Origin of the sequence: Pseudomonas sp. BNK-45, from assembly GCF_047456255.1 — a bacterium.
Classification (GTDB): domain Bacteria; phylum Pseudomonadota; class Gammaproteobacteria; order Pseudomonadales; family Pseudomonadaceae; genus Aquipseudomonas.
In genome coordinates, this window is record NZ_CP179909.1 from 591,384 (window position 1) to 617,827 (window position 26,444).

Annotated in this window: 26 protein-coding genes and 1 tRNA gene; 5 read left to right on the top strand and 22 right to left on the bottom strand. The window is 64.2% G+C overall.

The window, feature by feature from the left end:
* Positions 1–30: 30 nt before the first annotated feature.
* From ACMGG8_RS02680 to dibA, 9 genes are all read right to left on the bottom strand, one after another.
* Positions 31–2,268 (bottom strand): GMC family oxidoreductase, encoded by a 2,238-nt coding sequence (locus ACMGG8_RS02680; RefSeq protein ID WP_108545808.1) that lies wholly within the window; start codon positions 2,266–2,268, stop codon positions 31–33.
* Positions 2,265–2,777 carry a sorbitol dehydrogenase gene (locus tag ACMGG8_RS02685; protein ID WP_060836967.1) on the bottom strand — a complete coding sequence of 171 codons (513 nt, stop codon included), beginning with the start codon at positions 2,775–2,777 and terminating at the stop codon, positions 2,265–2,267. Before ACMGG8_RS02685 ends, ACMGG8_RS02680 begins: the two co-directional genes overlap by 4 nt.
* Positions 2,774–4,081: a hypothetical protein gene (locus tag ACMGG8_RS02690; RefSeq protein WP_060836966.1), complete on the bottom strand. Its 1,308-nt coding sequence runs from the start codon at positions 4,079–4,081 to the stop codon at positions 2,774–2,776. Before ACMGG8_RS02690 ends, ACMGG8_RS02685 begins: the two co-directional genes overlap by 4 nt.
* A gap of 495 nt (positions 4,082–4,576) precedes the next feature.
* The gene (locus ACMGG8_RS02695; RefSeq protein WP_414159132.1) at positions 4,577–5,566 is read right to left on the bottom strand and encodes a sulfate/molybdate ABC transporter ATP-binding protein; all 990 of its coding nucleotides are present in this window, start codon (positions 5,564–5,566) and stop codon (positions 4,577–4,579) included.
* A 3-nt stretch (positions 5,567–5,569) separates the two neighbouring features.
* Entirely contained in the window at positions 5,570–6,439 is an 870-nt protein-coding gene (cysW, locus tag ACMGG8_RS02700) for a sulfate ABC transporter permease subunit CysW (RefSeq protein ID WP_060836964.1), read from the bottom strand.
* A 13-nt stretch (positions 6,440–6,452) separates the two neighbouring features.
* Complete coding sequence (gene cysT, locus ACMGG8_RS02705; RefSeq protein ID WP_060836963.1) at positions 6,453–7,271, bottom strand: sulfate ABC transporter permease subunit CysT; 819 nt, start codon at positions 7,269–7,271, stop codon at positions 6,453–6,455.
* Between the two features lie 149 nt (positions 7,272–7,420).
* The gene (locus tag ACMGG8_RS02710) at positions 7,421–8,431 is read right to left on the bottom strand and encodes a sulfate ABC transporter substrate-binding protein (RefSeq protein WP_414159133.1); all 1,011 of its coding nucleotides are present in this window, start codon (positions 8,429–8,431) and stop codon (positions 7,421–7,423) included.
* A 171-nt stretch (positions 8,432–8,602) separates the two neighbouring features.
* Positions 8,603–8,785, bottom strand: coding sequence for a sulfur starvation response protein OscA (oscA, locus tag ACMGG8_RS02715; RefSeq protein WP_016965985.1), 183 nt, complete (start codon positions 8,783–8,785; stop codon positions 8,603–8,605).
* A gap of 308 nt (positions 8,786–9,093) precedes the next feature.
* Positions 9,094–11,013, bottom strand: coding sequence for a phosphodiesterase DibA (gene dibA, locus ACMGG8_RS02720; RefSeq protein ID WP_414159134.1), 1,920 nt, complete (start codon positions 11,011–11,013; stop codon positions 9,094–9,096).
* Positions 11,014–11,159: 146 nt separating this feature from the next.
* Here dibA and desA point away from each other — a divergent pair, with 146 nt between their 5' ends.
* Positions 11,160–12,344 (top strand): delta-9 fatty acid desaturase DesA, encoded by a 1,185-nt coding sequence (desA, locus tag ACMGG8_RS02725; protein ID WP_414159135.1) that lies wholly within the window; start codon positions 11,160–11,162, stop codon positions 12,342–12,344.
* A gap of 187 nt (positions 12,345–12,531) precedes the next feature.
* On the top strand, positions 12,532–13,524 hold the full coding sequence (locus ACMGG8_RS02730) for a GGDEF domain-containing protein (RefSeq protein ID WP_060836959.1): 993 nt from the start codon (positions 12,532–12,534) through the stop codon (positions 13,522–13,524).
* A 106-nt stretch (positions 13,525–13,630) separates the two neighbouring features.
* Here ACMGG8_RS02730 and ACMGG8_RS02735 read toward each other — a convergent pair whose 3' ends face one another.
* The 9 genes from ACMGG8_RS02735 to ACMGG8_RS02775 all read right to left on the bottom strand — a co-directional run bounded on the left by ACMGG8_RS02735 (position 13,631) and on the right by ACMGG8_RS02775 (position 21,306).
* A complete protein-coding gene (locus ACMGG8_RS02735; RefSeq protein WP_060836958.1) occupies positions 13,631–14,845 on the bottom strand; it encodes an HDOD domain-containing protein in 1,215 nt (404 codons plus the stop codon).
* A gap of 140 nt (positions 14,846–14,985) precedes the next feature.
* Positions 14,986–16,263: a 4-aminobutyrate--2-oxoglutarate transaminase gene (gene gabT, locus ACMGG8_RS02740; RefSeq protein ID WP_047283408.1), complete on the bottom strand. Its 1,278-nt coding sequence runs from the start codon at positions 16,261–16,263 to the stop codon at positions 14,986–14,988.
* Between the two features lie 177 nt (positions 16,264–16,440).
* The gene (gene gabD, locus ACMGG8_RS02745) at positions 16,441–17,883 is read right to left on the bottom strand and encodes an NADP-dependent succinate-semialdehyde dehydrogenase (protein ID WP_060836957.1); all 1,443 of its coding nucleotides are present in this window, start codon (positions 17,881–17,883) and stop codon (positions 16,441–16,443) included.
* 377 nt (positions 17,884–18,260) lie between these two features.
* Complete coding sequence (locus ACMGG8_RS02750) at positions 18,261–18,575, bottom strand: RebB family R body protein (protein WP_060836956.1); 315 nt, start codon at positions 18,573–18,575, stop codon at positions 18,261–18,263.
* 55 nt (positions 18,576–18,630) lie between these two features.
* Positions 18,631–18,945 (bottom strand): RebB family R body protein, encoded by a 315-nt coding sequence (locus ACMGG8_RS02755; RefSeq protein WP_025128569.1) that lies wholly within the window; start codon positions 18,943–18,945, stop codon positions 18,631–18,633.
* Between the two features lie 113 nt (positions 18,946–19,058).
* Positions 19,059–19,580, bottom strand: coding sequence for a hypothetical protein (locus ACMGG8_RS02760; RefSeq protein WP_231978995.1), 522 nt, complete (start codon positions 19,578–19,580; stop codon positions 19,059–19,061).
* A gap of 170 nt (positions 19,581–19,750) precedes the next feature.
* Complete coding sequence (locus ACMGG8_RS02765; RefSeq protein WP_235759283.1) at positions 19,751–20,392, bottom strand: hypothetical protein; 642 nt, start codon at positions 20,390–20,392, stop codon at positions 19,751–19,753.
* A gap of 24 nt (positions 20,393–20,416) precedes the next feature.
* On the bottom strand, positions 20,417–20,644 hold the full coding sequence (locus ACMGG8_RS02770; protein WP_011058560.1) for a RebB family R body protein: 228 nt from the start codon (positions 20,642–20,644) through the stop codon (positions 20,417–20,419).
* Positions 20,645–20,763: 119 nt separating this feature from the next.
* Positions 20,764–21,306, bottom strand: a complete 543-nt coding sequence (locus ACMGG8_RS02775; RefSeq protein ID WP_082729158.1) for an RNA polymerase sigma factor — start codon at positions 21,304–21,306, stop codon at positions 20,764–20,766.
* Between the two features lie 188 nt (positions 21,307–21,494).
* Between ACMGG8_RS02775 and ACMGG8_RS02780 the strand changes: the two genes are divergently transcribed.
* The 3 genes from ACMGG8_RS02780 to ACMGG8_RS02790 all read left to right on the top strand — a co-directional run bounded on the left by ACMGG8_RS02780 (position 21,495) and on the right by ACMGG8_RS02790 (position 23,037).
* Positions 21,495–21,571, top strand: a tRNA-Arg gene (locus ACMGG8_RS02780).
* A 166-nt stretch (positions 21,572–21,737) separates the two neighbouring features.
* Positions 21,738–22,589: a hypothetical protein gene (locus ACMGG8_RS02785; protein ID WP_414159136.1), complete on the top strand. Its 852-nt coding sequence runs from the start codon at positions 21,738–21,740 to the stop codon at positions 22,587–22,589.
* Complete coding sequence (locus tag ACMGG8_RS02790; RefSeq protein ID WP_414159137.1) at positions 22,573–23,037, top strand: hypothetical protein; 465 nt, start codon at positions 22,573–22,575, stop codon at positions 23,035–23,037. Before ACMGG8_RS02785 ends, ACMGG8_RS02790 begins: the two co-directional genes overlap by 17 nt.
* A gap of 18 nt (positions 23,038–23,055) precedes the next feature.
* On the opposite strand, the gene ACMGG8_RS02795 is transcribed toward ACMGG8_RS02790, so the two are convergent.
* From ACMGG8_RS02795 to ACMGG8_RS02810, 4 genes are all read right to left on the bottom strand, one after another.
* Positions 23,056–23,244, bottom strand: coding sequence for a hypothetical protein (locus ACMGG8_RS02795; RefSeq protein WP_060836951.1), 189 nt, complete (start codon positions 23,242–23,244; stop codon positions 23,056–23,058).
* A gap of 72 nt (positions 23,245–23,316) precedes the next feature.
* Positions 23,317–23,979: a hypothetical protein gene (locus ACMGG8_RS02800; protein WP_414159138.1), complete on the bottom strand. Its 663-nt coding sequence runs from the start codon at positions 23,977–23,979 to the stop codon at positions 23,317–23,319.
* Entirely contained in the window at positions 23,976–24,557 is a 582-nt protein-coding gene (locus ACMGG8_RS02805) for an RNA polymerase sigma factor (RefSeq protein WP_108545799.1), read from the bottom strand. The genes ACMGG8_RS02800 and ACMGG8_RS02805 overlap by 4 nt, the downstream gene beginning before the upstream one ends.
* Positions 24,558–24,594: 37 nt before the next feature.
* Complete coding sequence (locus tag ACMGG8_RS02810; protein ID WP_414159139.1) at positions 24,595–26,364, bottom strand: vWA domain-containing protein; 1,770 nt, start codon at positions 26,362–26,364, stop codon at positions 24,595–24,597.
* Positions 26,365–26,444: the final 80 nt, after the last annotated feature.

The following is a 26,444-nucleotide window of genomic DNA, read 5'->3' on the forward strand; positions in this document are numbered from 1 at the left end:
CGTGCCGACTGCACGCCCGGCCAGGATGGGTCACAAGCCGCCAAACTCCACTCGCACCGTCAGTGCGCCCTGGTTGTCCTGCAGGCCGACACCATAACGTCCGTCCAGGTCGTCATTGATGCACAGCTGCAACTCTCCTCGCTGGCCCGCCGGTATCTGCGCCAGATCGCCGATCAGAAAGGGCGTGCCAGCGCTCCCGACGCGGCCGATCAGCGCCCCCTCATTGGCCCCAGGCAAGGTATAGCCGGACTTGGCGATGTAGGCCGGATTGCCCCGGCCGTCCACCATGCCCCCCGCCGGGCTGGCAGACCAGTGCCCGCTGACGTAGCACACCCGCTGCGCACTGATCCCATTAAGTTGCACCCCGGTGCCTTGCCAGGGCTGATTGGCCTGGACCGTCACGGTACTGGCCTTGAGCTCGTTGGCGAGCACATCGGCGGCCTGGAACGACAGCGCGGCGATGGTCAGGCTCGGGTTGGAGGTGCCGCTGGTGGGAAACACCCCGTCTCCCACCAGGAACAGATTGCGGTGATCCCAACTGCGTTGATGCTTGTCCACCACCGAGTTCCTGGGATTGGCCCCCATGCGGTAAGTCCCCATCAGGTGTCCGGCGCCCTGGAAGCTGTAGGGCTCGCCGTCGTAGACGAAGAACCCGGGGTTGGTCTTGGGGTCCGGCTTGAGGTCCGTGAGCTCGGTGGCCCCCAGCAACTCGGTGATGATGTAGGTGGCGGCCTGCCGGGCCTGTTTGAAACCCTCCTTGGTGTAGTCCGACAGGTTGTAGTGAATCTCCGGACGGGGGATGCCCAAACGGTCCTTGTACTCGGTGGAGGGAACTATGTAGCAGTCGGCCCGATCCGGGTCCTGCTCCACCTGTTCCACCAGAAAAGCGATGCGGAACTGGCGGATCAGGCGGTCGTTGAGGGCACGGATCAAATCACCGCCATACAGCGCCAGGGGCGGTTGCTTGTCCCCCGGCAACGGGTTGGTGTGGCTGTTGTTCTGGCCGTCGATCAGGTCGCACACCGTGGTGTAGGGATCGCCGATCGGCCAGTTCAGGCCCTCGTTGCCGATCTCGATGCGCCAAGCCGCCCGGCGGCTGCGAAAGGCCCCATCGCGCAGGCTCTCGATGCCCGCCGTGGACACCGGCCCACGATAAGGGAACACCGTCTGCCCCGGCGGCATCAGCCCCCAGGCCAGGTAGATCGGGTGGTCCGACAGGCTGCGACCGACCTGACCACTGCTGTTGGCCACGCCCTGGGGTGCCTCGGGACAGGCTGAGTTGAGCAACAGCTTGGGGGTCTCGATGGCGTGGGCAGCGATCACATAGTGCTGCCCGAGGGCCACGCCATTGGCGGTGGGCGGGCCGTCCCCCAGCTGGTACTGGATGAACTCGATACCGCTGATGCTGGACTTGCCATCGACCCTGACCTTACTCGCCACACTCTTGTACAGCACCCGGACATTGCCGGTCTCCAGCGCCTTGTTCAGGGTCACCGTGGCATCGTATTTGGCCTGGATCGGGCAGATCGGCGTGCAGTTGGTATTGCCCGCACAGACCCGGCGCCCGGCGTAAGGCTCGGAGTTGCGCCCGGCCGGCGTCGGGCTCACCAGCAGCGGCATGCCGGCGAACGAATGGCCCTTGAGCGCCTTGACGAAACGCTCGTCCACCAGGGACAGCGGAATGCTGTGCATGGGGAATTGATAATCCTCGGGAAAGGTCATGCCCAGGTAGTCCTGGTCACCCACATCCGCCGCCACGCCGATCTCCGCCTCGGCGCGGCAGTAGGCGCTTTGCAGATCCTGGTAGCCGATGGGCCAGTCGACCCCGACGCCGTACAGCGACTTGAGGCGAAAGTCATTGGGCAGCATGCGCAGGCAGGTGGCGACCCAGTGCCAGGTGGTGCCGCCGCCCACGCGCTCATAGGTGCTGGTGAAGGCCAGCGGGCCTTTCTGCACCAGATAGCTGGTCTGCGGGTTCTGCCAGCCGTTGATCAGGTCGGCAATGGTCGGCCGTGGCGCATTCTGCTGGGCCGGCTGCAGTTCCGGATAAAGCTGCGGCTGCAGGTTGCTGGCCGGAGGATAGGGCGACTCCGGGGTCTTCAGGGTGGCGTTGTAGAAGCGCTCCATGTATTGCGTGCGATTGGCCGGAATGCTCGGCCCGGACTCCAGCACCAGGACCTTGATCCCGGCCAGACCCAGTTGATAGGCAATGATGCTACCGGCCAGGCCGGCGCCGACTATCACCACATCCGCTTGTTCTGTGCTCATGACGAAGCTCCTTGCTGCCCCTTGGCGGGTACACCGGTAAAGGCCTCCAGGCTCGGCGGCGTCTCGTTCCAGTAGCCGAAATGAAACTGGCTGTAGCCCATGGGATGAGCCTGGGCGACCTTCCAGGCCCAGCTTTGCTGGTACGCCAGGTCGGACACGACCCACTGTTGCCCGGCCTTGAAGCTGCTGGCGTCATAAGGCTGGTACCAGACCCCCAGCAGCCACATTTTCATGATCGAACGACAGGCCTTGGCCGCAGGTGTGGCCGCTGGCTGGCCGTTGTCCATCAGCAGCGCCCGGGCGATCTGTTCCGGGCTCTGCTGGTCAGCCACCAGGCTGGCGTACTGGCTCAGCAGGTCATTGAGTTGGGCCTCGGTCAGCTTCGGGCGGATATAGGCCAGAAACTGGCTGGGCAGGTCGATGGGGTCGATCGACGGCGCCAGCAAGGCCTTGCCGATCCCCAGCAACGCCGTGGACAGGCCGACAAAGTTCTCACGCTCGGTGCTCATGGTTTGCTCCCTGCGGCGCCAGTGGATTGGGCACGCTCCAACAGATAGGTGAAGTCGGCGAAAGTGGTGCGGGGGTTCTGGGTGACCCGGGTCGTCGCGTTGTTGTGGCAGTCCATGCAACTGGAGGACGCCTGGGGCACCGTGCCCTGGATAAAGGTTTCCAGGGTGGCGTTGGCGAGGAAGGTCGGGGCCGGGCTGCCCAGGGGGTTGGTCGGCGACGGCGTCTCGCAGTCCGTGGCCGGATCGGCGGGCCATTGGGTGTCGATCATCTGGTAGTTGGCCCAGACACTCTGAGGGTTGGCCGTGCGCAGCAGCGCCTGGTAGGTGCTGTTCAGTGCCTTGGCGGCCTCGGTCAGCGGGATCTCACGGACAATTTGCGACGGCGTGGCCTTGACCGCCGGGTTCCAGGGCCGGGGCGGTGGCTCGTTGACCTTGGCCGGGCTGGCAGCGTTGTAGAACAGGTACGGACCTTTGCGCTGCTCCGGTGGGGTGGTTTTTTCCGGCACATTGTCCACGTGTTCGAAGGTCGACCAGACCCACTGCGGCGCCAGTGCGGTCTTGTGCACGATATGCAGGCCCACCAGCCCCACCGACTCCGCCTTGCACGACTCTTCCACGATGGGCCCATGGGTCGGGTCGCTGTTGCCGGGGGTATAGACCAGAGCGTCCACCGTATGGAAGCGGCTGCGCTGGTCGTTGCCGTCCAGCACCTTCCACGAGGCCTTGACCATGATTGCGCCGAGTTTCTGGTGGGGATTGGAGCTGCAACTGAAGGCCACGCGGTTGTTCGGGCTGGCGGCGAAATACGCCTGCTGGCCCTGGACGCTGTACAGGCCCTTGTCGACGATATCGTTGAACATCGGCCGGTTGACCACGATTTCGTTGCGGGTGTAGGTGCCGCTCTGGTCCACCAGCGGGCCGCTCTGGAACGGCTGGATGAACTCATCGAGGACACCCGCGACCTTGCCCATCTGTTGCAGCAGGCGCCCGGATTTGAGCCCTTCACAGGGCTTGGGAAGAATCGCCGGGGCATCCCAGGCCAAAGGCTTCTCGCCCTTGGCCCGGAAGATCTGATAGCTCTCTTTCCAGCCTTCCCAGACGGTGGGGCCGTCCTCCTTGCCGATGGGCCCGATGCCGGGACTGCCGTCGTCCTGGGCCGGCCAGTTGAGGGCGATGAAGGTCTGCCAGGACAGCACGTCAAAATCCCGCTGCAGGCTTTCCAGGGTTGGTGTCGGGGGGGCGGTCACTGCGACGTCGTAGGGTATGTGCGAGGACAGGTCAGGGGGCGCGAGCGCCAGGGCCATAGGGCTGAGCAGTGCACCGCATAGTGCACAACCGAACCTCGGACCGGGCCGATGGAGTTCCTTTTTCATGCTTGTCTCCTTGGCATCAGGCTGGCCAGGAGACAGAACGCCGGTCCTTCAAGGACTCTTCAATTGCGCCCTCCTGGCACCATTTCCAGAGTAGATAAGGAATGTCGCGGCCAGGGGACGGGCCATAGATCGAATCGAGCTAGCAGCAATAGCCGAACGCCATCACCCACCCTCGATACGCGACATCCTCTGCGTAGGAGCCGGCTTGCCGGCGAAGAGGCCTTCAAGCCGGGTGCAAACCTGAAGGACGCTTTCGCTGGCACGCCAGCTCCTACAGGACGCGAGGTTGAGGAGAAATACTGCGGCCAACAATCAAGCCCCCGTAGGAGCCGGCTTGCCGGCGAAGGAGCCTTCGAGCCAGGTGCAAACCTGGAGGACGCTTTCGCTGGCAAGCCAGCTCCTACAGCAGGCCTGAGGTCGGCGGGGTCAGAGGCTGCTGTGCTTCTGCCAGACCTTGGGCTTGAAGAACAGGGTCTCGCCACGGGCCAGGCCGATCAGGCTGTCGTGGTCCTTCACCACTTCGGCTTCGATCAGCTCGCTCTGCCCTTCCACCTTGAGGGTCACCCGGGTGGTGGCGCCCAGGGGACGGATGTCGCGCACTTCGGCGGCATGGTGGTCCTCCAGCTCCGAACGCGACAGCGACACTTCGTGGGGACGGAACAGCACGTGCTGGTCCTCGCCCAGGTGCAGGCGGTTGGAGTCGCCGAGGAAGTGGTAGACGAAGTCGCTGGCCGGGTTCTCATAGACTTCGCCCGGGGAGCCGATCTGTTCGATCACACCCTTGTTCATCACCACGATGCGGTCGGCCACTTCCATGGCTTCTTCCTGGTCGTGGGTGACGAACACCGAGGTCAGGTTGATGTCTTCGTGCAGCCGCGCCAGCCAGCGCCGCAGCTCCTTGCGCACCTTGGCGTCGAGGGCGCCGAAGGGTTCGTCCAGCAGCAGCACCTTGGGCTCCACCGCCAGGGCGCGGGCCAGGGCGATACGCTGGCGCTGGCCGCCGGACAGCTGCTCCGGGTAGCGGTCGGCGAGCCAGTCCAGCTGCACCATGTTGAGCAGTTCGTGGACCTTCTCGGCGATCTTGCTCTCGCTGGGGCGCTGGTGCTTGGGCTTCATGCGCAGGCCGAAGGCGACGTTGTCGAACACGCTCATGTGGCGGAACAGGGCGTAGTGCTGGAACACGAAACCGACGTTGCGATCGCGCACGTCGTGGCCGGAAACGTCTTCGCCGTGGAACACGATGCTGCCGTCGTCCGGTGTTTCCAGACCGGCGATGATCCGCAGCAGGGTGGTCTTGCCACAGCCGGACGGGCCCAGCAGGGCCACCAGCTCGCCGCTCTGGATATCCAGGTTGATGCTGTTCAGAGCCTTGAAGGCGTTGAAGTTCTTGCTGACGTTACGGACTTCGATCGACATGAGTTATTCCTCCGCGGCGCTGGCGCGCAGGCGGTTGATTCGGGATTCGCTCCACTGCTTGAGCAGCAGGATGAACAGCGCAAGGATCAGCAACAGGCTGGCGACGGCAAACGCGGCCACGTGGTTGTACTCGTTGTAGAGGATTTCCACGTGCAGCGGCAGGGTGTTGGTGACCCCGCGAATGTGCCCGGATACCACCGACACCGCGCCGAATTCGCCCATGGCCCGAGCGGTACAGAGCACCACGCCGTAGATCAGGCCCCATTTGATGTTGGGCACGGTGACGTGCCAGAACATCTGCCAGCCGTTGGCCCCCAGCAACCTGGCGGCCTCCTCTTCCTGGGTGCCCTGCTCCTGCATCAGCGGAATCAGCTCCCGGGCGACGAAGGGCACGGTGACGAAGATGGTCGCCAGGACGATGCCCGGCAAGGCGAAGACGATCTGGATGTCGTGAGCCGAAAGCCACGGGCCGAACAGGCCCTGGGCGCCGAACATCAGCACGTAGACCAGGCCGGCGATCACCGGCGATACCGAGAACGGCAGGTCGATCAGGGTCACCAGGATGCTCTTGCCGCGGAACGAGTACTTGCTCACGCACCAGGCGGCGCTGACCCCGAACACCAGGTTCAGGGGCACCGAGATCAGCACCGCGATCACCGTGAGTTTGAGCGCCGACAGCGCGTCGGGCTCGAAGATCGCCTCGAAGAAGGCGCCGATGCCCAGCTTCAGGCCCTGGGACACCACGATGAACAGCGGCAACAGCAGGAACAGGGCGAAGATCAGCCAGCCCAGGCCAATCAGCACCCGCCGCGAGGTGGCGCTGCCACGGCGGGCGGCGTTGGCCGACGAGGCGGCGATAGACGATTGAGACATGGATCGCGCCTCCTTATGGACGTTCGATGCGCCGCTGCAGCAGGTTGATCAGCAGCAACAGGACAAAGGAAACCACCAGCATCAGCACGCCGATGGAGGTGGCGCCGGTGTAATCGTACTGGTCGAGCTTGACCATGATCAGCAGCGGCAGGATCTCGGTTTTCATCGGCATGTTGCCGGCGATGAAGATCACCGAACCGTACTCGCCGACGCCCCGGGCGAAGGCCAGGGCAAAGCCGGTGAGCCAGGCCGGCAGCAACGCCGGCACCAGGATATGGCGGAACACCTGCCAGGGCTTGGCGCCAAGGCAGGCGGCGGCCTCTTCCACCTCTCGGGGGATGTCCGCCAGCACCGGCTGCACCGTGCGCACCACGAACGGCAGGGTGACGAAGGTCAGCGCCAGGGTGATGCCCAGGGGCGTGTAGGCGATCTTGAAGCCCAGGTCGGTGGCGAACTGGCCCACCAGGCCGGTGGGCGCGTAGAGCGCCGTCAGGGCGATGCCGGCCACGGCGGTGGGCAGGGCGAACGGCAAGTCGATCATGGCGTCGATGATCTTGCGCCCGGGGAAGGTGTAGCGCACCAGGACCCAGGCCAGCAGGGTGCCGATGACGCCGTTGATGATGGCCGCGTACAACGCGGTACCGAAACTCAGCTGGAGTGCGGCGAGCACTCGGGGCGCCGAAACGATTGCCCAGAACTGTTCCCAGGTGAGTTGCGCGGCATGCACGAACATCGCCGCCAGGGGAATGAGCACAATCAGGCTGAGGTACACCAAGGTGTAGCCCAGCGTCAGCCCGAAGCCGGGTATGACGGGGGAGATACGACGCGACATAAAAGTCCTTGGTTAACGGAACGGATACGCAAAGCCCGCAACCAAATGCGGGCTCTACCTGGTAGGAGCCGGCTTGCCGGCGAAGGGGCCAGCAGCCTGGTGTGGCCCTTGAGGGCGCCTTCGCTGGCAAGCCAGCTCCTACAACAGGCTTATTGGGCCGTGTAGATCTGGTCGAACACGCCACCGTCATTGAAGAATTTCGGTTGGGCAGTTTTCCAGCCGCCGAAGTCCTTGTCGATAGTCACCAGGTCCAGTTTGGGGAACTGCTGGGCGTATTTGGCGGCGACGTCCTTGTCCCGCGGACGGTAGAAGTTCTTCGCGGCGATTTCCTGGCCGGCCGGGCTGTACAGGTGCTTGAGGTAGGCCTCGGCGATCTCGGTGTTGCCTTTCTTCTCGGCGTTCTTGTCCACCACCGCCACTGGCGGCTCGGCGAGGATCGACAGCGAAGGCACGACGATGTCGAACTTGTCGGCGCCGCCTTCTTCCTTGAGGGCCAGGAAGGCTTCGTTTTCCCAGGCCAGCAGCACGTCGCCCTGACCGTTGTTGACGAAGGTGATGGTCGAGCCGCGGGCACCGGTGTCCAGCACCGGTACGTGCTTGAACAGCTCCTTGACGTATTCCTGGGCCTTGGCCTCGCTACCGCCGGCCTTCAGGCCATAGGCCCAGGCAGCGAGGAAGTTCCAACGCGCGCCGCCGGAGGTTTTCGGGTTGGGGGTGATCACCGAGACGTCTTTCTTGATCAGGTCGCCCCAGTCCTTGATGCCCTTGGGATTGCCCTTGCGCACCAGGAACACGATGGTCGAAGTGTAGGGCGTGCTGGCGTCGGGCAGGCGTTTTTGCCAGTCCGCCGGCAGGGTCTTGCCGAGCTTGGCGATTTCGTCGATGTCACCGGCCAGGGCCAGGGTCACCACGTCGGCGCGCAGGCCGTCGATCACCGCCCGTCCCTGTTTGCCGGAGCCTCCGTGGGATTGCTGGATCTTCACGTTGTCGCCGGGATGCGATTGCTTCCAGAAGCTGGAGAACTCGGCGTTGTAGTCCTGGTACAGCTCGCGGGTCGGGTCGTAGGACACGTTGAGCAGCTCGTAATCCTTGGCAACGGCGGAACCGGCAAAAACGGCACTGGCGAGGGCGGCCAGGGCATAACGGCGAATCGACGACATGGTGGAGCTCCCGAAATTTTTTAAAGTGCTGGCATTTTTCTTATGGCGAATCAGGCCCGCATTCGTGGGTGAACGCTGGGGTTCAGACTGGGGGTCATGGATGACGCCCTCCGGTTGTCCAGTCGGGCCTCTCGATGGCGAGAGGGTAATGCGGTATTGCGCGAGGCGGCATTAGCCGGGCTTGTGGCCGGGCTGTTGCAGGCGGAATTTTTCCTTGCGTTCGATCTGCACGACCTGGGCGTTGTGCACGGTGATTTCCACCGCGCCAAAGCGCAGGTCGCGCAGGGCGCTTTGAATTTCACGCAAGATGGTTGCTTCGTCCTGGCCGTCAACGCTACGTAGAGATGCGCTCATGGTGCTGCTCCTGAGTGAGATGTGCCTGGCAGTGGCGGCACTGCTTGCGGCGTGGGAGCAATAGTAGATAGGCGCGGATATTCTTAAAAATACTGTTTAAGAATGTTTATATAACCAGAAAATATTATTCGACCTGACAGCAGCTTAGCCCCTGTAGCCGCTGCCGAGCTTTCGCGAGGCTGCGACAAGGCCCGCAGGGCCTTGCCTGGCGATCGATAGACGAACCCTTGGCGTCCTGACTTCGCCGCGACCGCTGCGTCGGAGTGCCGCCCAACTCGTTCGCAGCCTGCGGCAGCGGCTACAGGGGATCAGCGGATGGCGGGAGCATTGCTCCAGTCGAGCTGCTCCGCCGGCATCGGCCGGCCGAACCAGTAGCCCTGCCCCAGGTCGCAGCCGTGTTCGAGCAAGAAGCGCGCCTGCTCGGCCTGTTCGATGCCTTCGGCATGCACCTGCATGCCCATGCTCTGGGCCAGGGCGATGATCACCCGGGAGATGGCCGCATCGTCTTCATCGAACGGCAGGCCGGCGACAAAGCCCTGGTCGATCTTGAGTTTCTGCACCGGCAGACGCTTGAGCCGCAGCAGAGACGAATAGCCAGTGCCGAAGTCGTCGATGGCCAGGCGAATGCCCAGCTCGCGCAGCCGGTGCATCTGTTCCAGGGCCACTTCCGGGTCATCCATCACCGCGCTCTCGGTGACTTCCAGCTCCAGGTAGGCCGGGTCCAGGCCGGTGTCGTGCAGCACCTGGGCCACCTGCTGGTACAGCTCGCTGCGGGCGAACAGCCGGGTCGAGACGTTCACCGCGATGAACGACAGCATCACCCCATCGGCCTGCCACTGGCACATCTGCCGGCAGGCCTGCTGCATGACCCAGGCATCGATCTCGGCAATCATCCCGGTGCGCTCGGCGATGGGGATGAACTCCGCCGGGGACACCAGGCCACGCTGGGGATGCTCCCAGCGCACCAGGGCCTCGACACCGATCAGGTGGCTGGTTTCAAGATCGTGCACCGGCTGGTAGTAGACCCGCAGTTCCTGCTGCTCCAGGGCCCGGCGCAGCTCGAAGGCGATTTCGACCCGTTGCTGGGCATGGGCGGTGAGTTCTTCGGTGTACAGGGCATAGCCGTTGCGTCCGGCACTCTTGGCCTTGAACAGCGCCGCGTCGGCGTTGCGCAGCAGCTGGCTGGCGCTCAGGGCATCGCTGGGAAACAGGCTGATGCCGATGCTGGCGTTGATCACCACCTGCTGCTCGCCCAGCAAAAAAGGCTCCTTGAGGCCGTCGATGATGCGCTGGGCCAGGGCGGCGGCCTGCACCAGCTGCGGGCAGCTTTCGGCCAGTACCGCGAACTCGTCGCCCCCCAGTCGTGCCAGGGTGATGCCCTGTCCGGACAGGTCCCCCAGGCGCTCGGCCACCGCCTTGAGCAACTGGTCGCCGACGTTGTGGCCAAGGCTGTCGTTGATCATCTTGAAGTGATCGAGGTCGATCATCAGCATGGCGCAGCCGCGCTTGTGGACCTGCGCCGAGGCCAGGGCCTGTTCGGCACGGTCGGTGAACAGCAGGCGGTTGGGCAGGTCGGTCAGCGGATCGTGGTGGGCCAGGTGCGCCAGTTCGTGCTCGGAATCCTTGATCGCGCTGATGTCGGAGAACACCGCGACATAGTGGGTGAGCTCGCCCTGTTCATCACGGATCGCGCGAATGCTCTGCCACTGCGGGTAGATCTCGCCGCTCTTGCGCCGATTCCAGATCTCGCCGCTCCACTCTCCGGTTTTCTCCAGCGAGTCGAACATCGCCTTGTAGAAGTCCGCCGAATGATGGCCGGACTTGAACAGGCTCGGCTGACGCCCCAGCACCTCTTCGCTCTGGTAGCCGGTGATCTCGATGAAGGCGCGATTGACGTGGACGATCTGGCCCTGGGTGTCGCTGACCAGTACCCCTTCGCGGGTGCAGTCGAACACCGCCGCCGCCTGGCGCAGGCGCTCGCGATCCTTCTGTTGATGGCGCAACCAGCGATCGGCCCCCATGACTCGCAACAGGCGGGCCCGGGCAAAGAAAATCAGCACCGCGCTGACCAGTGCCCAGGCGTAGCCACTGACCTGGTGCCAGTGCGCCTGATCGGTGAATCCATCGAAGAAACTGCTCAGTAAATAACCACTGAACTGCAGCCAGATCAGGGACAGCAGCAGATAGAGCAGCGCGGCACGCAAGCCATTGCGATAAGAAACCGACATAAGTCCGTCTATTTCCACACGAAAAGTTCGGGATTATAGAGGAAGAAACATGCCGCCACTCTTATCTGAAAGGGCGACTGGTTTTCTCAGTGAGCTTGGTGATAATGCCTGAGCTGTTTTTTTCTTTATCGAGGGCCTTATCGCCTATGTGGTACGAAGGTTTACTTGGCTTGTCCGCCTGGCAACTGGTGGCAGTCACCCTGTTGATGACCCACGTGACCATTGTCGCGGTCACCATTTATCTGCATCGCTATTCCGCACACCGTTCCCTGGAACTCAACGCCGGCCTGAAACACTTCTTCCGCTTCTGGCTGTGGCTGACCACGGCGCAGAACACCCGCGAGTGGACCGCCATCCACCGCAAGCACCACGCCAAATGCGAAACCGTCGACGATCCCCATAGCCCGGTGATCAAGGGCCTGTCCACCGTGCTGCGCAAGGGCGCCGAGCTGTATCGCGAAGAGGCGAAAAACCCGGAAACCCTGCGCATCTATGGCAAGAACTGCCCGGAAGACTGGATCGAGCGCAACCTCTACAGCCGCTACAAGCTGGGTGGTATCGCGCTGATGGCGGTCATCGACCTGCTGCTGTTCGGCACCATCGGCATCACCATCTGGGCGATCCAGATGATGTGGATTCCGTTCTGGGCCGCCGGCGTGATCAACGGCCTGGGCCATGCCGTGGGCTACCGCAACTTCGAATGCCGTGACGCCGCCACCAACCTGGTGCCCTGGGGCATCATCGTCGGCGGTGAAGAGCTGCACAACAACCATCACACCTACCCCAACTCGGCCAAGCTTTCGGTGAAGAAGTGGGAGTTCGACATGGGCTGGGCCTGGATCAAGCTGTTCAGCCTGCTGGGGCTGGCCAAGGTCCAGCGGGTGGCGCCGATCGCCCATCGGGTCGAAGGCAAGGGGCACTTGGACATGGACACCGCCATGGCCATCCTCAACAACCGGTTCCAGATCATGGCCCAGTACCGCAAGCTGGTGATCGGCCCGCTGGTGAAACAGGAACTGGCCAAGGTCGATCACTCGGTGCGCCACCAGTTCCACCGCGCCAAGCGCCTGCTGTCCCGTGAGACCAGCCTGCTGGAAGACCGCCACCACCTGCGGATCCAGAACATTCTGGAACACAGCCAGGCCTTGAAGGTGATCTACGAAAAACGCCTGGCCCTGCAGCAGATCTGGGTCAAGACCAGCGCCAACGGCCACGACATGCTGGCGGCGATCAAGGACTGGGTGCACGAGGCCGAAGCCAGCGGCATCCAGTCCCTGCGGGACTTTGCCCATCAGTTGAAAACCTACTCTCTGCGGCCCACCGCAGCCTGAGCCGGAGCCCCTCGCCCGCGGCGGGCGAGGGGCGCCTGCGACCGTCCGGCGGGCGCGCCAAGTATCGCCGCAATGGCTGGGAACTTAGCGTCCGATCCCCTATCTCAAGCAACACTTCGCCACCCAGGCGGGCTTGGTCGTAGCCGCTGTTCAATACCGCGCGGCAGACCTCTTGAGATCTGTGCCGATGGTCAATAAGAATTCACACACTCCATCTTCGCTTGTGCAGTGGCCCGAAGCCGCGCAAACCCTACTGGCCCTGATGCACGCCCAGGGCGAGGTCGCGCGCCTGACCGAGCGCGAGCAGTTGTTCAGCTCCCTGCTGGTCAGCGTCAACGCGGTGCTCTGGGCCTATGACTGGGACAGCCGCCAGGTGCTGTACGTCAGCCCGGCCTATGAACGCATATTCGGACGCCCCGCCGGACTGCTGCTGGCGGACAGCAAGCAGTGGCGCGACAGCATCTACCCCGACGATCTGGAATACGCCGAGCGCAGCCTGGCCCAGGTGCTGGAAAAGGGCGCGGTGGAAGACCGCGAGTACCGCATCATCGACGCCAATGGCCAGGTGCGCTGGCTCAGCGACAAATGCTTCATCAACCGCAACGCCGAGCCCGGGCAACGGCTGATCGTGGTGGGCATTGCCGAAGACATCACCGAGAAGAAGCAGCTGGAAGCCGAACTGCAACGCCTGGCGACCACCGACGTGCTGACCCAGAGCAGCAACCGCCGGCACTTCTTCGAATGCGCCCATCGCGAGTTCGAACAGGCGCGCCTGCACGGCTTGCCCCTGGTCTTTCTGTTGCTGGACATCGATGACTTCAAGGTGATCAACGACACCTACGGTCACCCCGAAGGCGACATCGTGCTGCAACGCATTGCCGAAAGCGGGCGTGCCGCCTTGCGCCGCGGCGATCTGTTCGGGCGCATCGGTGGTGAAGAGTTCGCGGCGGTGTTTCCCGGCTGCGCCACGGACATGGCCCATAAGGTCGCCGAACGCCTGCAGCGAGAGATTCAGCGGCAGACCTTCAGCTGCCAGGGCCAGACCTTCAACATCACCATCAGCCAGGGCCTGAGCAGCCGGCGCCGCGAAGATGAAAGCCTCGACAGCCTGTTCGCCCGCGCCGACGCGGCGATGTACCAGGCCAAGCGCCAGGGCAAGAACCGCATCGTCAGCGGATAATCACCCGCGCCCCCGCTCGTTGGAGCGGGCTTGCCAGTCAAGACACTCCCACGGCTTGCCCAAGGCCCGGGGGCCTCTTCGCCGCCAAGCCGGCTCCAATGTCGGGTCAGCCTTTGCGCAGGCGGGTCAGCTCCGGCAAGCCGATTTTCAGCAGGCGCGCGGTCTTGCTGCGGGCCAGTTCCTCGATCCCCTCATGCTCGGTCAAGCGCGCCAGCTGCGCCGCCAGGTTCATCACCAGCGCCTCGCGGGAGTACACCCCACCGCCCAACTGATAGCTCGAGGCAATCAGATCCCGCAGTTCCAGGGGCATGCGCCAGCGGGTGCGCAGGGCCGAACCGTAGGCCGCGCCAAAACGCTCCAGGGCATCGCCGATCTCTTCCTGATCGTCGAGCTCGCCCCCGGCCTGTTTCCACTCCTGCAGACAGCGCAGCAGCGCCAGATCCCCCAGGCGATGCAATAGCCCGGCGCAATAGCAGCGCTCCTGGTCCAAATCCAGCAAGCGCGCCAGGGTGCGGCCGTATTCCGCGGTGTGCAGCGACAGCTCCCAGTAGCGCTCGGCGTAGTCGGCCAGGGCCGGGTCGCTCAGGCGCGCGCTGCGCTTGAGGGTCAGCCCGAGAATCAGGTTCATGCTCTGCCCGGTGCCCAGCCGGTGCAGGGCCTGGGACAGGGTCTGCACGCCGTCGCCGTGGTGCTGCGCGGCGCTGTTGGCGGCCGCGATCAGCACCGCGGTGACCTGCGGGTCCGTGCGCAGCTCCTCCTCCAACAGCTTGAGGTCCAGACCTTCAGGATTGAGGCTGCGCTTGACCGCCAACTGCACGTCGGTCAGCAACGGTGCGCCGTCGGCGATCTCGCGCCGGCGTTCGAGAAAAGTCCACAGGCTCATGCCCGGGGCCAGGGCCGGCACCTCGCAGGAGACTTCCTGGCCGGCGTCCAGCAGCAAGCCCTGCAGGCGCTGGGTCAGGCCTTCCATGTTCAAGGGTTTGGTCAGGTAGGCGGTGGGCGCCAGGGGCAGGGCCTCGCGCACGCTGGCACTGTCGTTGCGAGCGCTGAGCAGAATGAACGGCTGCAGCGGGTTGCGCTTGCGTTGGCGCACGGAGCGCAGCAAGGCGAGACCATCCACCCCGGGCAACTCCCAGTCGGCAATGATCAGGTCGTAAGGTTTTTCGCTCAACAGCTCCAAGGCTTCCTGACCGTCGGCACACAGGTCCACACGCGCATCACAGCGCACGTTGAGCAGCACTTGCTTGAGCAAATCGCGGGACCAGGGGTCGGCCTCGGCAATCAGCACACGAGGTACAGCGGGTAAATCAACAGCGGTCATGCAGCACGCTCCCTAGGCAATCCTTTGCACCTTAGTCAATGCGCGGGCTTCCATACAGCGCAAATCCCCCACGGACCGCCCGGGGACGAAAAAAAACCCGCCGAAGCGGGTTTTTTTGTCGATCAGGTCACAGCAACCACTCAGAGTTCAGCGAAGCACTCTTCCATGATGGCCAGGCCTTTATCCAGCTGCTCGTCTGGCGAGGTCAGCGGCACCAGCACCCGCAGCACGTTGCCGTAGGTGCCACAGGACAGCAGGATCAGCCCCTTGTCGCGAGCCTTGGCCACGACCTGGGCCACGGCAGCGGCGTTCGGCTTGTGGCTGTCGCCGTTTTCGAACAGTTCCACCGCGATCATCGCGCCCAGGGCACGCACTTCGCCGATCACCGGGTACTTGGCCTGGATGGCCTTGAGACCGGTCACCAGACGCTCGCCCACCGCCTTGCAGCGATCCAGCAGGTGCTCTTCCTCGAACACTTCCATCACCGCCAGGGCAGCTGCACAGGCGATCGGGCTACCGGCGTAGGTGCCGCCCAGGCCGCCTGGAGCGATGGCGTCCATGTATTCGGCCTTGCCGCAGACACCGGCCAGCGGGAAGCCGCCAGCGATGGATTTGGCGAAGGTGGTCAGGTCGGCGGCAACGCCCATCTGTTCCATGGCGAAGAAGGTGCCGGTACGGCCAGCGCCGGTCTGCACTTCGTCGGCGATCAGCAGGATGCCGTGCTGGTCGCACAGGGCGCGCAGGCGCTTCATGAACTCTTTGGGCGCGACGTAGAAACCGCCTTCGCCCTGCACTGGCTCGATGATGATCGCGGCGATGTCACGGGGCTCGGCGTCGTTCTTGAAGATGCGCTCGATGCTGGCGATGGAGTCGTCGATGCTCACGCCATGCAGTTCGTTGGGGTACAGCGCGCGGAAGATGCCGCCTGGCATCAGGCCCATGCCGGCCGAGTAAGGCACGACCTTGCCGGTCAGGCCCAGGGTCATCATGGTGCGGCCGTGGTAGGCGCCAGTGAAGGCGATCACGCCGGCGCGGCCAGTGGCGGCACGGGCGATCTTCACGGCGTTTTCCACGGCTTCGGAACCGGTGGTCACCAGCAGGGTTTTCTTGGCGAAGTCACCCGGGACCTTGGCGTTGATCTTTTCGCACAGTTCCACGTAAGGCTCGTAGGCCAGCACCTGGAAGCAGGTGTGGGTCAGCTTGTTCAACTGCTCGGTCACCGCGGCGATGACTTTCGGGTGCACGTGACCGGTGTTCAGTACCGCGATACCGCCGGCGAAGTCGATGAACTCGCGGCCTTCAACGTCGGTGACGGTGGCGTTCTTCGCGCTGTCGGCGAAGATCGGGTGAATCTGGCCAACACCGCGCGGTACAGCGGCTTCACGGCGTTTCATCAGGGATGCGTTGGTCTTGCTCATAGTGTCCTCATTCACCGCGGCTACAGCGGTGTGATTCAAGGGTTGCGGGGCGGGGAAGCGGCTGCGACAGCATGCGTTGATCGACTGTCGGAGCCTTCCCGGGCCACCTTGAAAAGTGCGTTTTTTTAAGCGGCGCAGGGGGACAGCGCTCTCGTGCCCCCGGCGCTTGAAACCGGATCAGATACCCAGGCAGAGGTATTTGATTTCCAGGTAATCCTCGATCCCGTACTTGGAACCTTCGCGGCCCAGGCCCGAGGCCTTGATGCCGCCAAACGGCGCCACTTCGTTAGAGATCAGGCCGGTGTTGACCCCGACCATGCCGTATTCCAGGGCCTCGGCCACACGGAACACACGACCCAGGTCGCGGGCGTAGAAGTACGACGCCAGGCCGAATTCGGTGTCGTTGGACATGGCGATGACTTCGGCTTCGTCTTTGAAGCGGAACAGCGGTGCCAGCGGGCCGAAGGTTTCTTCCTTGGCCACGGCCGCGTCTTTGGGCACGTTGACCAGGATGGTCGGCTCGAAGAAGTTGCCTTCCATCGGCTTGCCGCCGGCCAGCAGGGTCGCGCCTTTTTTCAGGGCGTCTGCGATGTGTTCCTGGACCTTGGCCACGGCTTTTTCGTCGATCAGCGGGCCGGTGGTGGTGCCTTCTTCCAGGCCGTTGCCGATCTTCAGCTTGGCCACGGCCACTTTCAGCTTCTCGGCGAAGGCGTCGTACACCGAATCCTGGATGTACAGGCGGTTGGCGCAGACGCAGGTCTGACCGTTGTTGCGGTACTTGGAGATGATCGCGCCTTCGACGGCCTTATCCAGGTCGGCGTCGTCAAACACGATGAACGGCGCGTTGCCGCCCAGCTCCAGGGAGACTTTCTTGATGTCCTTGGCGCATTCGGCCATCAGCTGGCGACCGATTTCGGTGGAGCCGGTGAACGACAGCTTGCGCACGATCGGGTTGCTGGTCAGCTCGCCGCCGATGTCGCCGGCGCTGCCGGTCACCACGCTCAGCACGCCTTTGGGGATCCCGGCGCGGTGCGCCAGCTCTACCAGGGCCAGGGCCGAGAACGGGGTTTGCGACGCCGGCTTGATGACCATGGTGCAACCGGCGGCCAGGGCCGGGCCGGCTTTACGGGTGATCATCGCTGCCGGGAAGTTCCACGGGGTGATGGCCGCGGTCACGCCGATCGGCTGCTTGATCACGATCAGGCGCTTGTCCGGCTGGTGGCCGGGGATCACGTCGCCGTAGATGCGCTTGGCTTCTTCGGCGAACCATTCGATGAAGGAGGCGGCGTAGGCGATTTCGCCCTTGGCTTCGGCCAGCGGCTTGCCCTGCTCCAGGGTCATCAGGCGACCCAGGTCGTCCTGGTTTTCGATCAGCAGTTCATACCAGCGGCGCAGCTTGGTGGCGCGCTCCTTGGCGGTCAGGGCACGCCAGGCCGGCAGGGCCTTGTCGGCGGCTTCGATGGCGCGGCGGGTTTCGGCGGCGCCCATCTTGGGTACGGTACCGAGGATTTCACCGGTAGCGGGGTTGTTGACCTTGATCGTCTGGCCGTTGTCCGCGTCGACCCAAGCTCCATCGATGAAGGCTTGTTGGCGGAACAACTGGGCGTCTTTGAGCTGCATGTCGGCTTCCTTAACAGCACCGCGCATACGCGGGGCGAATTGTGATTGTAAAAAAGGCGCCCTGTCAGACACGGACCGCGCTGGCGCGTCCGAAAGCCGGGACAAAGCTGCCGTCAGGAAAATCGTTCACTGGGTAAAAGCACGAAAATGTCGCACACAAGGATAGACGTGCGCTTGGGCACCCAGGCAAGAGCGTTTGAAATCTCAAACGAATCCTAGGGTCAACAGGGGTAAAGGACAATAGGCTGTTCGAAAAAAAGAACGTAAAGGCGCCTAGCGGTAAAAAATCCGCCTCAACCTCCCATGCCGCCGGGCAAAAGACAACGCCCCCGCGGCCTGCAGACCGCGGGGGCGTTGGCATGACGCCTGGAGAAGGGTCAGCCGCTGAACGACTTGAGCACCGTCAGCAGGCTGGTGAGGTTGTCGGCCACACCGCCCTGGGCGACTTTCTCGGTGGCCGCCGCACCGGCGGTGGTGTCGACGCTGTAGATCTGCATCACGCCCTGGTTGGTCGCGGCCTGGGCCAGGGTGTTTTGCTGTTGCTGTGCCGACACCGAGTTCTGGAACAGGATGGCCACGGACTGGCCCATGGACTGGTAGACGGTGCCCATGGCCATGGCCGGCGCTTCGGCAACCACCTTGACGTTGGTCTGGGTCACGGCATCGGTGATTTGCGGACTGACTGTGCTCATAAAAACTCCATTTTTTCAGCAGGAAAGTTCAACGGGAACTCAGACGTTCAACCACTCAGCCCTGGAAGGACTTGAGCACCGTCAGCAGGCTGGTGAGGTTGTCGGATACGCCGCCCTGGGCAACCTTCTCGGTGGCCGCGGCGCCGGCGGTGGTGTCGACGCTGTAGATCTGCATCACGCCCTGGTTGGTCGCGGCCTGGGCCAGGGTGTTTTGCTGCTGCTGCGCCGACACCGAGTTCTGGAACAGGATCGCGGTGGCCTGGGCCATGGATTGGTAGATGGTGCCCATCGCCATGGCCGGCGCTTCGGCGACGACTTTGACGTTGGTCTGGGTGACGGCATCGGTGATTTGTTCGTTTACAAGTGGCATGGCTCAACTTCCTTTGTTAGGCACACGGAGCATTCCGTGTCTTTGAGTGAACGTGGCAGCCGTTTTGCTGTGAACCGTGTTGCCCGGGACCCTCGGCTTATTTCAGGGGGGACTCATTGCCCGGCAGCGGCGAGCACCTGCTTGAGGGTGTCCTCGACTTTCTGCGACAACTCGGCCATGCGCGCCTCGACGGCGGCTTTCACCTCCTGCTGCACCAGGGCGCTGATCGTTGCCTTGAGGGCTGGATCGTCGGCAGGGGCAGGAGCTGGGGCGGGTGCCGCGGCCTTGTCCGCACTCGGCGCCGCTGCCGGTTCCGCTGCGCCAGTCGGCGCTGGAGTGGCGGCCGCGGACTGGTGCTCGGCCGCCGCCAGCAGCTGACGCAGCACCAGCTCGCGCGCCTGGGGATCAGCCTTGCCGGCACCGGCCCCCGCCAACTGCTCGATGATCTTGCGCGTGCGCTGTTCATCGGCCTGTATCAGCTCGGCAGCCCGCAGCCGCGCCTGATCAACGCTCTGTTGCGCAGACCTGGACATGTCCAGCGGCTTGTCCTGGGCAAACGCCTCCAGTACCTGGCGCTCGACCTGGGTCAATGGACGCCTCAGATATTTCTCGGCAAAGAGAAGTATCGTCGCCATCGGGGTTGGCTCTTCATTCGCCATTGCTTGCTCCTTTCTCGATGAATGGCGTTGAAGGGCTGGGCACCGGGTCCGTCGAACTTCAACGCCTGGGGTGAACAGAGCGGCCGGCGAACGCCGGCGCCTCTTGCACGACAACCCCGGGCGCCTTGCGCGCCCGAGGGTCGCACTCAGGAGGACGAGGATCGATTGGCCAGAACGTCGCTGTACTTGGTGATGCTTTCATCGATCTTGTCGATGGCCATGCTCGCCGCATCGGCTTCCATGGCACCGGCCGCCGCCGCGACGGCCGCGGCGGCACCCACCAGCAGATCCGTGACCAGGGCGCCCAGGGCATCCTCGGCGGCGCCTTTCACGTTCTCTTTGACGATGTTCTCGGTCATCTGCTTGAGCAGTACCGACTGCGCCGCCAGGGCCAGCTTGCTGACCCCGTCGAAATACCCCGCCGCGGACTGCGCCACCAGGCCGGCGGCCTGGCTGATCATCATGTCCGGCGCCGCGGCGATCTGCGCCGGGGCATAACTGAAGGTCTGGGCATTGGTGAACTGCACCGCCTGGACAATCTGGCTGTTGAGTGCATCGGTGCTGTCGGTGCCAGGGGTGCCGGCCTGCTTGAGCAACTGCGCGTTCATCGTCTCCATCACCGAAGGTTGCGCGGCAGCGGCGGGCGGCGCTGCAGGCGCAGGGTCGGCCGCCGCGGTCTTGCGGGGTGCCGCCCGAGGCTCGGCCGCCTCCGGACTGGGGCCGGCCGCCGCGCTCGCGGTGTCATCGGCCGCGGCCGCGGGTGGGGTTTTCTTCTTGAACCATGCCATGACGATTCTCCCGGGCTGTCAGCCCTACTCGCCGATCGCCATGATCAACGCCACGGCCTTGGACACCACCGCGTTGGAGATCTGATTCAGCGCCTGCTGGCTGTTGACCGCGTTCTGCAACGACAGGCCCGCCGAGTGGCTGGCCACCTGGTACAGCGAGGCGATGGCCTGGGCCGGAGCCTCGGCCACCACCTTGACGTTGGTCTGGGTGACGGCGTCGGTGATCTGCGAATTGACCATTGGATCGGGCATACATCTCTCCTTAGATGGAATGGCCCACCGCAGAAGGCGGCGGCACCGGCTACAGCATCGAAAACAGGCTCACTGAACAAGAACGTCCCGACGCGCCCGCTGTGAATCCTGCCACCCCCTCAACGCAGGGCCTCACGCAACAATTGCACGTGCTTGCGCGCCAGGGGCTGGTTCATCCCCAGCTCGGCGGCAATGTTCGGGTAGGGCAGATCGTCGACAAACTTTAGTTCAAACAAGCGGCGTTTTTTAAGGGGCAATTGCGCCACCCGCCGACTGAGCAGGGCCAGGGTTTCCAGCAGCTCCACCTGCTCCAGCACCGACATCTGCGGCGCCTCCAGCTGCTGCAGCGGGTCGTCCTCGAAATCGGCGAAATCCACGAACAGCCGCTGCTCCCGCGCCCGCCGCCGACAGCTGTCGACAAACACATGGTCCAGCACCAGGAACAGAAAGCCCTGGGGGTCGCGAATCCGCTCCGGCGAACGGCGAAAGAACAGCAGCGCCTTGATCGCCGTGGCCGCCAGCCACTCCTGGGCGCCATCGGCGTTGCCCCGCGCCAACTGCCGGGCACGACGCTGCAACCCGGGCAACACCGCCTTCCAGCTCGCCTCGAACAGATGATCCGCCAAGGCTGACGGCAGGCCCTCTTGCATCGAACAGTTCATCTCCCGCACCTCCCTGTGCCCCGTGACTGCACGGATATGGCTGCAGGTTGCGCTGGGCCGAACGACCGATGCAGCGGGAAAAACTGCCGCTACGGCCCGGGTTGCCTCGGGTAGCGACGGACAACCGCACGCCAATGAAAACCGGCGTGGACGCCCCGAGTCGACATAGGTATGATGTCGCCCGCACTGCACTCGTAGCTCAGCTGGATAGAGTACTGCCCTCCGAAGGCAGGGGTCGTGGGTTCGAATCCCGCCGAGTGCGCCATCTTTAGCGAAAAAGCCCCTGGCCTGATGGCCTGGGGCTTTTTTGTTTGCGGCTTCCACGTTCCCGGCGACAGCCTTGATCGATTACCCGAACCAGGGCGATGCCGGGCGGCTGTCCTGGCGGGGCGCAACTTGCTACATTCGCCTCCCCCGGACAGGAGGTCCCCATGCTCTGCCATCCGCTGTGCAACCAGCCCTTCAAGCCAGAACTCCGTGATTGGGTCAGCTGTTTCATGGGCTATGACATGCCCCCGGAGCGGGATGCCGAACTGAGCCGCTTCAACCCCAACGATCCCGAAGACCGCGAATACCTGATCCGTCATTACGCGTTGCGGCGCGACTACCCCCAGCAGAACTTCCGTCATCGGCACCGGCTGGTGCAGGTCCTGGAAGCGGCCCTGGATGACCCGGACCACGATTTCGAGCAGGTCTGGGAACCGCTCGAGGATGACGACGAATACGATCAATGGCCCAACCGTTGGCCGGCGGTGATCGACGACAGCCGGGACTTCTTCCAGCGCCTGCTGGTCGCGGCCCGGGAGCTGTGGCACGAAGATCTGACCCGCGCCCGGTTACCTTCACTGGCAGAGTGCCGGGCGATCCCGGAGCGGGATCGGGGCACCCGCGACTGGCTGTTCAACATCGACAACGCCGAGGCCTGGCGAGCGGTCTTCAATGAGGCGGCCACGCCCTATGACTTCAATACCCCGGGCCCAGTGTTTCAAGGCGAGCAACTGAGCCTGCAACTGTATGGCGACCTGGGGCGTCTGTCCGTGCCTTACAACTGGCCGGCGAGCCAGGCCCCGACCCACTGCCGCCTGCTGCTCAAGGTGCAGGGCATCAGCGAACTGGCGCTCAGCGGTACGCGCTTCGACGGGCGCATGCGCACCCAGCTCACCCCTCTCAACCCCGGTTATCACCTGCGTCTGGAAATCGGCTTCGACTGCGTGATCGAATGCGTGGCGCTGTCCGTGAACATCAGCGACGTCGAAGGAATACGCGATGAAAAGCAATTTTGAAGTGGCCCTGGAGCGTCAGGAAATGCTCCAGTTCTTTCGCGGCCAGGGCCAGTACCTGACCCGGGATGGCGATTGGGACGAGCACCTGTACTGCATCAACTGGCCGGGGATCTTCGCTTACCTGCGGGACCACGCCGACGGCGCAGAGCAACTGAGCAGCGCCTTCGAGCTCTACGCCTACAGCGTTGTGGAAACCATCGAGGATTGCTTCGGCCTGCGGGAAAACCTGTTCTGTTACTACTCGACTCGGAGCGGCTGGGCGCCCGAGAGCGTCGATCTGCTTGCGCAATTGCCGGAGCCTTGCCGGCGACGCATCGTGCAGCGTTTGAGCTGGTATCGCTGGCAGGTGGAGAACCATGCCCGGCTGCTGCCGGAACGGGCCCGACGCATGACCGCGGACGGTGCCTGCGCCGAGTTCATCGACCTGCCGGCCTTGCCCTACAACTGAATCCGGCGGCCGCCTGAGTTATTCATCCTCGGCGGCTTCGGCGTCCTGCGGCGCTAGCGCGGCATCGTCCTGCGCCTCGGGGTCGGCGCCCTCTTCGGCCTCTTCCAGGCCAAAGTCCTTGCGACTTTCCTTGATGGCCTGACGGATATCCGCGCCCTTGATCGGGCAGTTCAACATTGCCGCTATACGGTCGATGCGGGGTGCCATGACCGGCCTCTCACTTTCTGGAAACTGCGCAGATAGTGCGCGCTTTCCCCGGCGACAGCCAACCCCCGCGCTTTATTGACGACGCAAGGCTTGCAGGCGCGCGTCCAGATCCTCCTGTGGATACTGTTCATGCAGCTGCAGCAGCAGCTCGGCCGCCTCGCGGCTCTGGCCGCCTTCCCACAGGCGCAAGACCGCCTGAAGCTGCTTATCCAGCCGCTTGATGGTCCGCGGCTCGGCCGGGGCCGACATGCGTTGGGCCAACTTGCTCGACTCAGCCCTGGGCTTGGCCATCGCAGGTGGCGCTGCGTCGCTTAGCGCTTCCCGCTCTGGCGCCGCGGCAAAACTGCCCACAGGGGCTGCCGCAGTCAGGGGCTCAGGGACACTCAAAGCCCCGGCCAGCTCGGCGGAGCGTGGCGCCGCCTGACGCGCCATGGGCGCCGCTGGGGCTGGAGCGGGAACAAAGGCCTGCTCTTGTGGATAGTGCTCCGGGGAAGGCCGCAGCAAGCCAATGACCAGGGCCACGCCAAACAGGCTGGCAAAGGCCAGTTGATAGCGCGGCCGCTGGCAGGCGCGCATCCAGCGCTGCCAAAGACTCGGCTTAGGCGCAGGGGCTTCGCGGCGCGCAGTGGCCAGGATCAGGGCATCCAGATGGGCCGGTGGCTCCTGGGCGCCGTGTTGGCGGATGTGCGCCAGCATCTGCTCTTCAGGGGACGGGGTCTGTCGGGCGTCAGTCATGTGAGTACCTCCTCGGCCAGGAGCCGACGCAATTTTTTCAGCGCATAACGGAAACGGCTTTTCACCGTTTCCAGGGGCGCCTGGGTCAGGCTGGCGATTTCTGGCAGTTCCAGGTCGCCGTGGGCCCGCAGCAGGAACACTTCGCGCTGGTCTTCGGGCAAGTCCTGCAAGGCGGCTTCGATACGCTGCTGGTCGCGGCACAGGCTCAGTTGCTGTTCGGGGCCGGGAGCCTGGTCGGTTTCGCCGTGCAGTTGTTCGTCGTAGCTGTCGTGCAGCGGGTTGCGCTGGCCGTGCTTGCGCCAGTGATCGATCAGGCGGTTGCGCGCGATCTGATACAGCCAGGTACGAAAGCTGGCCCGGCCCTGGGGTTGGCTGGTGCTGCGGATCAGGCTGAGCCAGGTGTCCTGGTAGACCTCTTCCGCCAGCTCGGCCTTGCCGCACAGGCCCAGCACAAAGCCGTACAGCCCCTGGCGGTGGCGCTGGTACAGCACCTCGAAAGCCGTCGGATCTCCGGCGCGATAACGCGCCAGCAGCGCTTCATCGCTGCTGGCATCGGTGGACATTTGGGGAGCAGACATGGGGCGGATGAACTCCTGTTCACTGCTCGTGATGTGGCTATTCAAGGCGGCTCTGCACCTGGCTCATGTCCACGGGCTGCGCCTCGGCCTGGGGCGCATTTCCCGCCTGGGTTTTCGGCGCCTGAGTTTGCAGGCTTTGCGCCAGTTCCACCAGTTGCACGAATTCGCCCCGCAGCCCGTAAGGATCCTCGCCCTTGGCGCCGCGGGCCAGCTTGGCGGTGTCGCTCAGGCTGAAGTTGCCGGTGTAGCGGCCGTCCTTGAGTTGCTGGGAGAACGCCGCCACCGCAGCGGCGAAGCGCAGGTCCGGGCTGGCGGCGGAAAGGCTGGCCGGCTGCTGCGCGCTGATCGGCCGTTCGATCAAGCGACTGCTGCCCCCTTGCGGCGCCTTGTAGCGCACCCGCAGCATCGCCAACTCGCCCTGCTTACCGCTCTGTTGCGGCGCCTTGGCCGGTGCATAACGCAGCGGCTCCAGCCAGCCCTTCTCCCCCGCCGGGACGATTTCATACAAGGCGGTCACCGTATGCCCAGCGCCGATTTCCCCGGCGTCGACCTTGTCGTTGCTGAAGTCTTCACGCTTGAGGGCACGGTTCTCATAACCCAGCAGGCGGTATTCGCTGACCTGGGCCGGGTTGAACTCCACCTGCAGCTTCACGTCCTTGGCCACCACTGCCAGGGTCGAGCTGAGCTGGTCCACCAGCACCTTGCGCGCTTCGCGCAGGTTGTCGATGTAGGCGTAGTTGCCGTCACCGGCATCGGCCAGTTGCTCCATCAGGTGCTCGTTGTAGTTATCCACACCAAAACCCAGGGTGGTCAGGGACACGCCGCTCTTGCGCTTCTCGGCGGCCATGGCCTTGAGGCTGTCGAAGTCGCTGATGCCGACGTTGAAGTCGCCGTCGGTGGCCAGCAGGATGCGGTTGATGCCCTGGTCGATAAAGCCTTGCTGGGCCATCTGGTAGGCCAGCTGGATGCCCGAGGCACCGGCCGTGGAACCGCCGGCGGTGAGCTGGTCGATGGCGGTGCGAATCTTCGCCTTGTCGCGTCCGGAGGTGGGCTCCAGCACCACTCGCGATTCGCCGGCGTAGACCACCAGCGACACCCGGTCCTGATCCCGCAGTTGATCCACCAGCAGCTTGAGGGTGCTTTTCACCAGGGGCAGGCCTTCGCGGCGGTCCATGGAGCCGGAGACGTCCACCAGGAACACCAGGTTGGCCGGGGCCAGCTCTGCCACTGCACGGTCCGAAGCCTTGATGCCGATGCGCAGCAAGCGGGTGTGGGGATTCCACGGCGAGGGCGCCAGCTCGGTGGTCACGCCGAAGGGCGAACCGTCGGTGGGCAGGGCGTAATCGTAGGGGAAGTAGTTGACCAGTTCCTCCAGGCGCACCGCGCCTTCCGGCGGCAGGCTGCCCTGGTTGAGCAGACGGCGAACATTGGCATAGGCGCCGGTGTCGACGTCGGCGCTGAAAGTGGACACCGGCGCTTCGGCAACGCTGTGGATCGGGTTGTCCGCCAGCTTCTGATACTGCTCCCGGGCCTCGTCACGGTAGCCGGCCATGCTCGAATCGCGGGCGGCCATCGGCGCCGGCATGGGCGCGGACAAGCCGACCGGACGCACATTGCGCTTGATCATCGCGGCATCGGCGCGCTGCACCTCGTACTGTATTTCGGGCTCGGCCTGCAGCGCGCCCTGGGGCGACGCCCCGGCGGCGGATTCAGGCTTGGACGATACACCGCAACCGGCCACCGCCAGCAGCAAGCCGGCGGCGAAACCCTGGGCGGCCGGACGAAGAAAATGCAGGGGAAGGGACATGGGGGCTGACCTCGGGAAGAAATGATCTATTCCCCCCTTCAGACGAAGCCCCTGGGCGATTCGGGTTAAGCCCCGAAAAA